Annotated in this window: 12 protein-coding genes, 1 tRNA gene, 1 other RNA gene and 2 pseudogenes; 5 read left to right on the top strand and 11 right to left on the bottom strand. The window is 52.4% G+C overall.

Translation table 11 applies throughout. The features are described from left to right. The first annotated feature begins 15 nt into the window (after positions 1 to 15). The 4 genes from OOJ59_RS03530 to OOJ59_RS03515 all read left to right on the top strand — a co-directional run bounded on the left by OOJ59_RS03530 (position 16) and on the right by OOJ59_RS03515 (position 1,987). Entirely contained in the window at positions 16 to 876 is an 861-nt protein-coding gene (locus OOJ59_RS03530) for a pirin family protein (RefSeq protein WP_160956336.1), read from the top strand. Positions 877 to 892: 16 nt separating this feature from the next. Next, positions 893 to 1,570, top strand: coding sequence for an isochorismatase family protein (locus OOJ59_RS03525; protein WP_160956337.1), 678 nt, complete (start codon positions 893 to 895; stop codon positions 1,568 to 1,570). Between the two features lie 149 nt (positions 1,571 to 1,719). After that, positions 1,720 to 1,807: transfer RNA gene (locus tag OOJ59_RS03520), tRNA-Ser, on the top strand. A 44-nt stretch (positions 1,808 to 1,851) separates the two neighbouring features. After that, positions 1,852 to 1,987: non-coding RNA, RtT sRNA (locus tag OOJ59_RS03515), on the top strand. 141 nt (positions 1,988 to 2,128) lie between these two features. Here OOJ59_RS03515 and rlmC read toward each other — a convergent pair. From rlmC to OOJ59_RS03465, 10 genes and pseudogenes are all read right to left on the bottom strand, one after another. Further along, a pseudogene (gene rlmC, locus OOJ59_RS03510) lies at positions 2,129 to 3,274 on the bottom strand (23S rRNA (uracil(747)-C(5))-methyltransferase RlmC); the annotation flags it as partial. Positions 3,275 to 3,440: 166 nt separating this feature from the next. Next, positions 3,441 to 3,929, bottom strand: coding sequence for a YbjO family protein (locus OOJ59_RS03505; RefSeq protein WP_038639250.1), 489 nt, complete (start codon positions 3,927 to 3,929; stop codon positions 3,441 to 3,443). 59 nt (positions 3,930 to 3,988) lie between these two features. Beyond that, complete coding sequence (gene potI, locus OOJ59_RS03500) at positions 3,989 to 4,834, bottom strand: putrescine ABC transporter permease PotI (RefSeq protein ID WP_038639247.1); 846 nt, start codon at positions 4,832 to 4,834, stop codon at positions 3,989 to 3,991. After that, a complete protein-coding gene (gene potH / locus OOJ59_RS03495) occupies positions 4,831 to 5,784 on the bottom strand; it encodes a putrescine ABC transporter permease PotH (RefSeq protein WP_069323239.1) in 954 nt (317 codons plus the stop codon). The genes potI and potH overlap by 4 nt, the downstream gene beginning before the upstream one ends. Before the next feature lie 9 nt (positions 5,785 to 5,793). Beyond that, positions 5,794 to 6,927, bottom strand: coding sequence for a putrescine ABC transporter ATP-binding subunit PotG (gene potG, locus OOJ59_RS03490; RefSeq protein WP_069323238.1), 1,134 nt, complete (start codon positions 6,925 to 6,927; stop codon positions 5,794 to 5,796). A 138-nt stretch (positions 6,928 to 7,065) separates the two neighbouring features. After that, the gene (gene potF, locus OOJ59_RS03485) at positions 7,066 to 8,178 is read right to left on the bottom strand and encodes a spermidine/putrescine ABC transporter substrate-binding protein PotF (protein WP_038639239.1); all 1,113 of its coding nucleotides are present in this window, start codon (positions 8,176 to 8,178) and stop codon (positions 7,066 to 7,068) included. A 433-nt stretch (positions 8,179 to 8,611) separates the two neighbouring features. After that, entirely contained in the window at positions 8,612 to 9,088 is a 477-nt protein-coding gene (locus OOJ59_RS03480) for a YbjN domain-containing protein (RefSeq protein ID WP_038639236.1), read from the bottom strand. 90 nt (positions 9,089 to 9,178) lie between these two features. Continuing rightward, complete coding sequence (rimK, locus tag OOJ59_RS03475) at positions 9,179 to 10,081, bottom strand: 30S ribosomal protein S6--L-glutamate ligase (protein ID WP_038639233.1); 903 nt, start codon at positions 10,079 to 10,081, stop codon at positions 9,179 to 9,181. Between the two features lie 57 nt (positions 10,082 to 10,138). After that, positions 10,139 to 10,861, bottom strand: a pseudogene (nfsA, locus tag OOJ59_RS03470) (nitroreductase NfsA). After that, a complete protein-coding gene (locus OOJ59_RS03465; RefSeq protein WP_160955551.1) occupies positions 10,845 to 11,135 on the bottom strand; it encodes a DUF1418 family protein in 291 nt (96 codons plus the stop codon). The pseudogene nfsA and the gene OOJ59_RS03465 overlap by 17 nt, the downstream one beginning before the upstream one ends. A gap of 173 nt (positions 11,136 to 11,308) precedes the next feature. Here OOJ59_RS03465 and OOJ59_RS03460 point away from each other — a divergent pair, with 173 nt between their 5' ends. Continuing rightward, on the top strand, positions 11,309 to 11,572 hold the full coding sequence (locus tag OOJ59_RS03460) for a GrxA family glutaredoxin (RefSeq protein ID WP_016152408.1): 264 nt from the start codon (positions 11,309 to 11,311) through the stop codon (positions 11,570 to 11,572). Positions 11,573 to 11,606: 34 nt separating this feature from the next. Here OOJ59_RS03460 and OOJ59_RS03455 read toward each other — a convergent pair whose 3' ends face one another. Then, the gene (locus OOJ59_RS03455) at positions 11,607 to 11,987 is read right to left on the bottom strand and encodes an inner membrane protein YbjM (RefSeq protein WP_061388467.1); all 381 of its coding nucleotides are present in this window, start codon (positions 11,985 to 11,987) and stop codon (positions 11,607 to 11,609) included. Between the last annotated feature and the right edge of the window lie 102 nt (positions 11,988 to 12,089).

Below are 12,089 nucleotides of genomic sequence, written 5' to 3'. Positions count from 1 at the left end.
ACTGAGGAGACACAAATGAAACAAGTAACAGGCGTCTACACCGCACCTCGCCCGCACTGGGTTGGCGATGGATTTCCGGTTCGCTCAATGTTCTCTTACCAGTCTCATGCAGAGCAGTTAAGTCCATTCCTGCTGCTGGATTACGCCGGTCCGCATACGTTCACACCGGGTAACGAAAAGCGCGGCGTCGGCGAACACCCTCACCGTGGTTTTGAAACGGTGACCATCGTTTACAGCGGTGAAGTTGAACATCGTGATTCAACCGGTCGCGGCGGCATTATCGGTCCCGGCGACGTGCAGTGGATGACCGCAGGTGCAGGAATTTTGCACGAAGAGTTCCATTCACCGGAATTTACCCGTCGGGGCGGCGAACTGGAAATGGTACAGCTGTGGGTCAACCTGCCGGCAAAAGACAAAATGGCCACGCCGGGTTATCAGAGCATCACCAGCGATGTTATCCCAACGGTTGCTCTGCCTGATGAAGCAGGAAGCGTTCGCGTTATTGCGGGTAGCTACGAGGAAACCAAAGGACCTGCACATACCTTTTCACCGCTGAACGTCTGGGATATGCGACTGCAACGTAATCATCAGATCGCGTTGTCTCAGCCTGAAGGATGGAGCACCGCACTGGTGGTATTGAAAGGCAATATCACCGTAAACGGCACCACGCCAGCCAGCGAAGCGCAACTGGTGGTGCTAAGCCAGCAGGGGAAAACGCTGCACATTGAAGCCACCAGCGATGCCATCGTGCTGCTGCTGTCTGGCGAACCGTTGAACGAGCCAATTGTAGGTTACGGCCCGTTTGTCATGAACACGAAACAAGAAATCGCTGAAGCCGTACGCGATTTTAACTCCGGCCGTTTTGGCCAAATCTGAATCGAAGGAGAAGAATATGTCCAGTCCTGCAAACTTTAATGGTTCACGTCCGGTCATCGATGTGAATGATTCCGTCATGCTGCTTATCGACCATCAGAGCGGGCTTTTCCAGACCGTCGGCGATATGCCAATGCCAGAGCTGCGTGCGCGTGCTGCTGCGCTGGCTAAAATGGCCGCCCTGGCGAAAATGCCGGTGATTACCACGGCGTCTGTACCGCAGGGACCTAATGGCCCGCTGATCCCTGAGATCCATGCCAATGCGCCCCACGCCCAATACGTGGCGCGTAAAGGCGAAATCAACGCCTGGGATAACGAAGACTTCGTTAAAGCGGTAAAAGCAACAGGTCGTAAGACGCTGATTATCGCCGGTACGATCACCAGCGTCTGCATGGCTTTCCCGGCCATCAGCGCAGTGGCTGAAGGTTATAAGGTCTTCGCGGTAATCGACGCCTCCGGCACCTACAGCAAAATGGCTCAGGAAATTACCCTGGCACGCGTGGTTCAGGCTGGCGTCGTGCCGATGGATACCGCTGCCGTCGCTTCTGAAATTCAGGGGACATGGAACCGTGAAGACGCCGCTGAATGGGCTGAAGTGTATACCAAAGTCTTCCCGGCGTATCAGTTGCTGATAGAAAGCTACAGCAAAGCCCAGGAAGTCGTGACCAACGGCGAAAAACTGGACTCTCAGCGTTAATTATATCCTCCGCGCCAGTCCGGGCGGAGGAATATGTACACTGCGTAACCAAACAACAGTGAACATGTAAATTCTGCTTGACCGTTTTAGCGCAACTCCCTATAGTAGCGCCCCGTTGCCCCCCAAGCGGTCAGGCAGCAATACAATATGGTGAGGTGTCCGAGTGGCTGAAGGAGCACGCCTGGAAAGTGTGTATACGGCAACGTATCGGGGGTTCGAATCCCCCCCTCACCGCCATATTTTAAGAAGAGCTCGTGCGCAAGTACGGGCTTTTTTTTCGCATATTGCACGCCTGCGGGGGGATGAGAAGCCCCGACCGGGGTTCGACTGCTGGCGCAGCCAGCTGGACAGATGACGAGCCTGTGAGGAATCTGCCCGCAGGGCGAGCAAAGCGAGTCAATCCCCCCCTCACCGCCATATTTTAAGAAGAGCTCGTACGCAAGTACGGGCTTTTTTTTCGTATATTGTATTTGCCGGATGCGGCGCAAGCGCCTTATCCGGCCTACAGTCATGCCCCTCCTCGTAGGCCTGATAAGCGAAGCGCCATCAGGCATGGGGTTAGTGTCGACTGAGCAGCGTTAACACTTCGTAATGCGCGGTATGTGGGAACATGTCGAAAAGCTGAACGCGGTCAATGCGATACCCTGGCAACTCGTGAATATCCTTCGCCATAGTTTGCGCATTGCAGCTTGAATAGACAATAAAACGTGGCGCCATGCGGGAAAGAAAATCGCACAGCGGTTTGCCAATCCCGCGACGCGGTGGGTTCACCAAAACCAGATCGGGTACTTCGCCCTGGGCGATAGCAAACTGAGTCGAATCCAGCGCCTGAAAACGCAGATTTTGCAACCCAAGCTCCTGCGCCGACTGTTTCGCACAGGTAATCGCCTCTGGCGCGATTTCAATACCTGTCAGTTTCATCTGCGGCGTGGCGCAATGCAGACCAAACCCTCCTACGCCGCAAAACAGATCCCACATATGATTAACCGGAAGCTGGCGCACCCAGTCGCGTGCGGTGGCATATAAATGTCCCGCCACCACTGGGTTGGTCTGGAAAAAGCTCTGCGGACGTATCCACAGCGGCACATCATTAAAGCGTTCCGCCAGCGCCTGTTGTTCGGTGAGGAAGATTTCTGTCTCCCCTTCCATAATCGCCATATGCACCGGTTGAATATTCACAGTGATCACTTTTAACTGTGGCAACCGTTCCTGCAACCACGGTAACGCTGCACGCAACTGCGCCAGTTTGGCGTCTGAACGCAGGACAAAGCGCAGCATCATACCGCCATCAAACCGGCTTTCCGTTAACAGCAGATATTTAAGCTCCCCGCGTTTACGCACCACATTATAGGGCGTTAACCCCGCACGGGCGATAAACGGTTTGAGCGCGGCAAATACGGGCGAAAAAGACGCAGGATAGAGCGGACAATCACACAAATCCTCCGGCGTACCGTCACGATGCAGCATCCCAAGCAGTGGTTTTTCCACGCTGCCGCTGACCACCATTTTGGCTTTGTTGCGAAAAGCGCGTTCCGGGCCGCTGACCGGCGCGCGCCACTCCGCCACCGCATGTTCAGCAAGCAGTTGGCGTAAATCGGCCATTTTGGCGGTGAGTTGGTGGGAAACCGGCTGTTCAATCCACTGACAGGAACGACAGCGACCGGCGTCATAGAGTGCGCACTGCATACAAAAACCTTTACGTGATCGAGGGCGGAGATTATATACGTAAAATCATTCGGGATGCATATCAGGCCTGAGCTTTCGTAGGCCTGATAAGACGCGTTAGGGTCGCCATCAGGCAATTGTGCGGCGTCGGTGCCGGATGGCGGCGTAAACGCCTTATCCGGCCTACAAACAACACCGACCACATTTACTGCAAACGGAAGAACCGCCGACTGGACGCGGGAACAAACAGTAGCAGCAACACCAGCATATCCGGCAACTTTTGCATCACCAGCGTACGCAGGATCTCACGTCTGGACTCTCCCGCAATGCTGAACAGTTCCGGATAACCATAACCCAACGAGGCCGCCCACAGATAAACGCTGGCGATAATCTGGGTCAACAGATAAACCCAACGCGCCCAGTTACGTCCTTTCACCAGCGAAAATGCGCAGTAGATTTCAATAAACAGCAGCGCCAGGCTGCCCAGAAACACCAGCGTCAAATTCCAGGTCTGCACGCTGCGATGAATAAATTCGCTGGTTCCGCGCAACCCTAGCGTATTAAAAATCATCAACAGATCGAGACAGCGGATCATGATAATAGCCAGCGCCGCCACCTGCACCAACGCAGGGACGTTTAAGCGAGCATGTGATGTGGATGATTTCTTAAAAAATCCCAACGCGTCGTCTTCCATGAAAACGGCGCAGCCACCACAGCGGCGCCGTATAGACAGGTTGGCAGATTTTAGTTTTTTCAGCCGCGTCTTGCACGTTGGATATCGCGAATCCGTTGTTTTTCTGTTCGCGCCATCAGATACCACGCGATAAATCCGATGATTCCTACCACGCCAAGAATCAGCGTCGCCAACGCGTTGATCTCCGGGTTAACCCCCATACGTACGCTGGAGAACACCAGCATCGGTAATGTTGTGGCGCCAGGACCAGAGACAAAGCTGGCGATAACCAGATCATCAAGCGACAACGTGAAGGCCAGTAACCAGCCGGAGATCACCGCAGGCATAATCATCGGCAGCGTGATAACGAAAAAGACCTTCAGCGGCGTGGCGCCAAGATCCATCGCCGCTTCCTCAATGGAGTGATCCAGTTCGCGCAACCGTGAGGAAATCACCACCGCCACGTACGCCGTACAGAAGGTGACGTGCGCCAGCCAGATGGTCAACATACCGCGATCCGCAGGCCAGCCGATGGCATGCGCCAGCGCCACAAACAGCAGCAGCAGTGATAAACCGGTAATGACATCCGGCATAACCAGCGGTGCGGTAATCATAAAAGCAAACCCATTCGATCCGCGAAAACGGCCAAAACGCACCATTACCACGGCGGCTATAGTGCCGAGGATTGCCGCCATCGTCGCCGCACCCGCGGCAATCGTTAAGCTCATGCCAACGGCGCTTATCATCGCGGTATCGTGGAAAAGTTCACCATACCAACGCGTTGACCACCCCGCCCAGACCGTTACCAGCTTCGAACTGTTAAACGAATAGATAACCAGCATCAGCATCGGCGCGTACAGGAAGGTAAAGCCCAGCACCAGGATAAAAATACGCCACGGCGAACGCACGACCGGTAAGTTATTCATCCGTGTTCCCCCATGCTTTTTTGCTGATATTTGTGGAACCACATGATTGGCACAATCAGTAACAGCAGCATAATAATGGCAACGGCAGATGCCACCGGCCAGTCGCGGTTATTAAAGAACTCCTGCCACAGCACGCGACCAATCATGATGCTATCCGGGCCGCCCAGCAGTTCAGGGATCACAAACTCCCCCACAGCCGGGATAAACACCAACATCGACCCGGCGATAATCCCGCCTTTGGTCAATGGCACAATCACGCTAAAGAAGGTTTTCAACGGTCGGGCGCCCAAATCCAGCGCCGCCTCTACCAGCGAATAATCAATACGCGTCAGCGCGGTGTAAATCGGCAGCACCATAAAGGGTAAATAGGCATAAACAATCCCGATATAGACTGCCAGATTGGTGTGCAGAATCGTCAATGGTTGATCGATAACGCCCAGCCACATCAGAAAGTTATTCAGTACACCGTTATTTTTCAGGATCCCCATCCAGGCGTACACGCGAATCAAAAACGACGTCCAGGACGGCAGGATCACCAGCAACAACAGAATATTGCGTGTCGAGGGTTTACTGTGTGCGACGGCCCACGCCAGCGGATAGCCCAACAGCAGACAACAGATCGTCGAAATCCCCGCCACCTGCAAAGATTGCAGGTAGGCATCAAAATAGAGCGGATCGTCCGTTAGTTGCAGGAAGTTGGCTAAGTTGAGCGTGATGGATAGCTGATCGTCAGCCCATGAAACGAGGTCGGTATACGGTGGAATAGCCCGCGCCATTTCAGCCAAACTGATTTTGAAGACGATCAGAAACGGCAGAAGAAACAGGAGCAGCAGCCACACATACGGTAGCGCAATCACCAGCTTGCGCCCGTGGTTCATTTGCAGCCGCGACATAAGCAGCGTGAATCGCCCTGCTTTATCCACGCGCGCCGGAGGTTCAAGTGTACTCATCTTCGCTCCTTAAACCGTCAACACCACACAGCTGTCTGCATCCCAGCACAAACGGACCTCGTCACCCCAGGTTGGTAATCCCTTGCGATAACGATGTTCATTTTGTAGCTGAGCGCTCAGCATCTGGCCGCTTTTCAAACGTACGTGATACACCGACAAATCGCCCAGATAGGCAATGTGCACCACTTCGCCTACCGCGAAGTTATAACCGTCTGGGGGAGGAGCCTCACAGAGCATGATTTTTTCCGGACGCAGCGCAACATACACTGGGACGTTATCGACAATAGACGCATCTGCATCTACTTTCAGCGGATGCACCAGTCCAGGAGACTCAATAATCAGCCCATCTTCCTGGCGTTCTTTCAGTAGTCCTTCAAAGACGTTAACCGAACCGATAAACTCGGCGCTATAGCGCGTAGTCGGATGCTCGTAGATCTCTTCCGGTTCGCCGATCTGCACAAATTTTCCGCGGTTCATGATCGCAATGCGCCCTGCCATCGTCATGGCTTCTTCCTGATCGTGCGTTACCATCACGCAGGTCACGCCGACGCGTTCAAGGATATCCACCACTTCCAGTTGCATACGGTCACGGAGCTTTTTGTCCAGCGCCCCCATCGGTTCATCCAGCAGCAGCAACTTCGGCCGTTTCGCCAGGCTACGCGCCAGCGCCACACGTTGACGCTGACCGCCGGAAAGCTGATGCGGTTTGCGTTTGGCAAATTCCTGCATGTGCACCAGGCCCAGCATCTCATTCACCCGGCTGGCAATTTCAGCTTTTGGCAGCTTGTCCTGCTTGAGGCCAAAGGCAATGTTCTGCTCTACCGTCATGTGCGGAAACAGGGCATAGGATTGAAACATCATATTGATCGGACGCAGATAAGGCGGGACGTGCGCTAAATCGACGCCATCAAGCATAATTTGCCCGGTTGTCGGCTGTTCAAATCCCGCTAACATGCGCAGCAGAGTCGATTTGCCACAGCCGGATGCGCCGAGCAGGGCAAATATTTCACCTTTGTAGATAGTAAGATTGACGTCATCGACGGCGTGTTGCCCGTCGAAAGACTTGGTCAGGTTGCGAATTTCAAGCAGCGGGGTCAGCGCCTTGCGGATTTTCGCGTGTGGGCGTGGGGTTGCATCATTCACTCAGGTGCTCTCCGGCATAAAACAAAGAAACGGTGCAAATAACGCACCACGGTGGTGCGTATTGCCGGGTTAGGTGTGTTTAGGATCAACACTGCCCGGCAGGCATAAATCCTGCCGGGTCATGTCCCAAACATCAGGTTATTTTCCGCTTTTTACCTTCGTCCACGCTCGGGTACGGACACGGTCGATCTTCGGATCCTGTACTTTCAGCGTGAACAGCTTGGCGCGCACATCCGCAGGCGGGTAGATACCAGGGTTATCACGAACTTCCTGACTGACCAGAGCCGTCGCTTCTTTGTTGGCATTGGCATAGAACACGTGGTCGGAAATATGCGCAATCACATCAGGACGCAGCAGGTAGTTGAGGAACTGATAGGCTTCTTCTTTGTTTTTAGCATCGGCTGGCATTGCGAACACGTCAAAGAACGCCATCGCCCCCTCTTTAGGAATTGAGAAAGAGATATTGACGCCATTTTTCGCTTCTTTTGCACGGTTCGCCGCCTGCCATACGTCCCCCGCCCAACCAATTGCTACACAGGTATCTCCGTTTGCCAGGTCGTTAATATATTGCGAAGAGTGGAAGTAGCGAATATTCGGACGCAGTTTCAACAGCAGGTCGGTCGCCGGTCCGGTGTAATCATCTGCTTTGGTACTGTTTGGATCTTTACCCAAATAGTTCAGTACCGTAGCAAACACCTCTTCAGGCGCATCAAGGAAAGAGACACCGCAACTTTTGAGTTTTTCCAGATTTTCCGGTTTGAGGATCAGATCCCAGCTATCAACCGGCGCATCTGGCCCCAGCACCGCTTTCACTTTGTCCACGTTATAGCCAATGCCGGTTGTTGCCCACATATACGGCATCGCAAACTTGTTGTCCGGATCGTGTTTACCCACCAGCTTCAGCAGCTCAGGATCGAGGTTTTTCCAGCCCGGTAGTTTGCTCTTATCCAGCGGCTGGAAGACGCCGGCGGTCAGTTGACGTTCGAGGAAACTGGCGGAAGGAACAACCAGGTCAAAACCGGTGCTACCCGCCATGAGCTTACCTTCCAGTACTTCATTGGAATCAAATACGTCATAGATAACTTTAATTCCGGTCTCTTTTTCAAAGTTAGCCACCGTATCCGGAGCAATATAATCAGACCAGTTATAAATATGCAGCGTTTTTTGTTCAGCAGCGAGCGTGCCGGCAGAGATGGACATCAGAGCACCCACAACCAGGCCTGATAACCATTTTTTATTTAAGGCGGTCATAATCTCTTTCCTTCTGAAAGTTCGTTAACAAACGAACAAAAATGTCACACTCTAATGATATGCAAGAAACGTGCATATTCTTTCATGCAGCACCAATGAAAAGAGAGTCCTCTCCCGATGCCGCTATCGCGCGCAGATATCCGCTCACTCATTCACCACGTATTGTAGTCACAGCTCAGGTCATACGGGGCAGTTAGAAAATTGACGTCTATATGCTTCGCAAGAATAACTTTAGCCAGGTTTTGTGGATATAGCCCAGATTAAAAAACGTCTTTTATCAATTTTTTATGCAGGAATTGTCTATGACATAAAGCGGAAGGAGCAGAATGGAAGTGAATAATTCTTTAATAAAAGGTTAAACGCAGAATAAAAACAGGCAGTACGCAACCGCTCTGGTAGCGGCTGCGCAAAATGTGTCCAGATTCAGGGAGAATTAATGGAGGAAATGGACTTCAGCATTGCTGTTTTGCGTATCGTCTTCAGCGTTAAATAACAGCTGATGCGCCCCGGCTTCGAGGATCACCATCGATATCTGCTCTTCGCTCTGGCGAACAAAACACTCAAACTGTTCAAACGTTACGCCCGGCGTAACGGATAAAGACTGGCAAACCACCAGCTTTGGCAGATTATCATCCTGCATATCCAGAAATGCTTTTACCGTCAGCGAACTGGCATTAATCGCGGACAAATCGGCGGCCAGTGGCAGCAGTGCGGAAGGTCTGACTTCCGCCATTGCAGAAAACAGGATGACGTTATCCACCAAATCAACTTTTGCATCAAAGATGCCGTCAAAGTTCTGCATATGAGGTAAATGCAGCGCCTGACAGGTATCGCATTCAAAAAAACTCATGCCCAGGTCGTCGAGCCATTGACGCAACGTATCCAGAGTGGGAACGACCAGTGATGTCATAATAATGTGCGACCTCTATTGATGAAAAAAATACCGGCACAGCTTACGCAAAAAGAGCGTGTCATACCACGATCGCAATCGATATTGTGTTTAGCCGCCGATTTTAAGACAAAATTCAGGCGTAGCATGGCGCTCGATCCACTGGATCATCTTGCCGGCAATGTCTATCCCGGTGGTTTTCTCGACCCCCTCCAGTCCCGGAGAAGCGTTAACCTCCATGACCAGCGGCCCACGTTCTGCCCGCAAAATATCCACACCTGCAACATCCAGCCCCATAGTCTGAGCGGCTTTGAGCGCAATTTTTCTTTCGCGCGGCGTGATATTCGCAATCGTAGCAACCCCACCGCGATGGAGATTAGAACGAAAATCGCCCTCTTTCGCCCGGCGTTCAATGGCGGCCACCACCTCGTCTCCCACCACGAAACAGCGAATATCCCGCCCTTGCGCTTCTTTGATATATTCCTGAACCAGAATATGAGCATTCAGCCCACGAAACGCATCCACGACACTTTCCGCGGCCTGCCGTGTTTCCGCCAGCACCACGCCAATCCCCTGTGTGCCTTCAACCAGTTTCACCACCAGCGGCGCGCCGCCGACCATATCAATCATGTCGCTGGTATCGTCCGGGGAGTGAGCAATCCCGGTAATGGGTAAATCGATTCCCTGACGCGCCAGCAACTGCAGCGAACGCAGCTTATCGCGCGCGCGCGTAATCGCTACTGATTCATTTAACGGATAGCTACCCAACATTTCAAACTGACGCAGCGCCGCCGTACCATAAAAGGTAATCGCTGAACCAATCCGTGGGATCACCGCGTCAAAATGAGGAAGCTGGCGGCCCTTGTAATGAATAGATGACGCCGCCGGGCTGATGTTCATATAGCAAGAAAGCGGATCGATAATTTCAACCAGGTGACCGCGCTGCATCGCCGCTTCACGCAGACGCTTACAAGAATAGAGCGTTCCGTCCCGGGACAAAATGGCAATTTTCACCCTGCACCTCTCAATGACCTGGTAAAAGCAGGCGTATCATACACTGGGTTGAAATCTTTAGCGCGTGGCCCATCCCTGTTTATGCAAATATTCCAGGATAAAGGGACGACTTTCTTTAATGATGGTTCGACGAATGTGATCGCTCCAGGTGTCACGACGCGTATTACTGCCGCGGGTCAGATAGTACTACGCAAGCTGTTCGTCATACTGCGACAAAACGTCTGTATCAAGCGGCTGATACTGGTTTTCGTGCACAACCAGCGACGCAGGCAGGCGCGGCTTGATATCCGGGTTATCCGCAGGCCAGCCAAGGCACAAACCAAACAGCGGCAGAACATGCTGCGGCAATTTCAATAATTCCGTGACTGACTCAATATTGTTACGCAACCCACCTATATACACACCGCCAAGTCCCAGCGATTCTGCCGCCGTCAGCGCATTTTGCGCCATCATCGCCGTATCAACCACGCCCAGCAGCAGTTGTTCTGCCAGCCCCAACTGCGCGTCAGGGCAAATCTGCAAATGACGGTTAAAGTCAGCGCAAAACACCCAGAATTCAGCGGCCTGCGCCACGTGCTTTTGACCGCCAGATAAGGTAGCCAGCGATTCACGCAGGGTTTTATCGGTTATCCGAACAATCGTTGTGCACTGTAAAAAACTGGAGCTTGAAGTGCCCTGAGCGGCGGCAATAATCGCCTCTCGCTGTGCATCAGAAATAGCTTCTTCGGTGAAATGGCGAATGGAACGGTGGCTGCGGATTAAATCAATGGTTGGCGTCATCTCTTTTTTCTCTGTCTGAACGGGAAGAATCGTCGGGAGCGCGCGACAGGAGCTGCGGCGCCAGCAGTTGAGCAATGCGCCACATCAACATCACCGCGGCAGGGAGCATCAGCAGTACGCCCAGAAATATCATCACAACCCAGACGAGCGGGCTGTTAAGCGACGCGGGTAAGGTCAGGTAATCGTTAAGCGACAGCAGCGCCAGCGATAACAAAACCATCCCCATTATTTCCAGCATCAATACGCTTTTCGGTAATACACCAATGGTGCGCATAAGCGGTCTCCCGGCGAAATGGCTTTTATTATAAAACGTTCCGGCTCGTCGTGTTTAACAGTTATAGCTTGAGGATATCAAAGCAACAGGCCGAACCTGCTTTCCATCCGTCACAAATCGCGGCATCATAATAAGTATTCGCCATCCGGCCTGATAAGTTCGAGGAGAGAGAGATGTTTGCCGTTATTTTTGGTCGTCCAGGGTGCCCGTATTGCGTGCGCGCAAAAGAATTAGCAGAAAAATTAAGCAATGAGCATGACGATTTTAACTTCCGCTACATTGATATTCATGCCGAAGGTATTACGAAAGCCGATCTGGAGAAGACGGTAGGTAAGCCAGTAGAAACCGTTCCGCAGATTTTTGTTGATCAAAAACACATCGGCGGCTGCACGGATTTTGAGGCGTGGGCAAAAGAGAATATGAATCTGTTCGCCTGACAGCTGTTTCTACGCCCTCCGCGGGAGGGCGTGATCAGTTCTTTTTCCGTCGTTGATGCTGATTGAACAAGCTACTGATAAACAAAAAACACAATGCGCCAAGCGCGCACCAAAACACCGCACTGAATAACCACGCCAGTTCTTGCCACAATGAACGCGTCGGCATAAAAACGAACCGCATTAGCAACAGACAGCATGGCGCCGCCAACATTGCACCCAGAAGAGGTCTGAGCACCTCCCGACGGTGGGAGAAAAAGCTTGCTGCAGCACCAGGCAAGATAAAAAACAACAACCCGACCTCAGGATGCCCTGCCGCTCTGAATGCCCCTTTCACGTTTAGCGTTAATGAAAGACACACCACAATAAACAGCACAAAGCAGCAGATCGCCCCCGCCCAACTTTGCTTATGTTTCAATCGTTCCTCCTGACACATTCTCTATCGAACACTCTTTTCGCCCGCAGGCGTCCAGTCAGATAAAGTAACTCGGCATTCCATGCCAAAAACACACCCACACGA

This window comes from Citrobacter sp. W9 (genome assembly GCF_026719375.1).
GTDB classification, from domain to species: domain Bacteria; phylum Pseudomonadota; class Gammaproteobacteria; order Enterobacterales; family Enterobacteriaceae; genus Citrobacter; species Citrobacter werkmanii.
The sequence above is the reverse complement of the archived record's forward strand: the minus strand, read 5'-3'. Positions and strand labels throughout refer to the sequence as shown.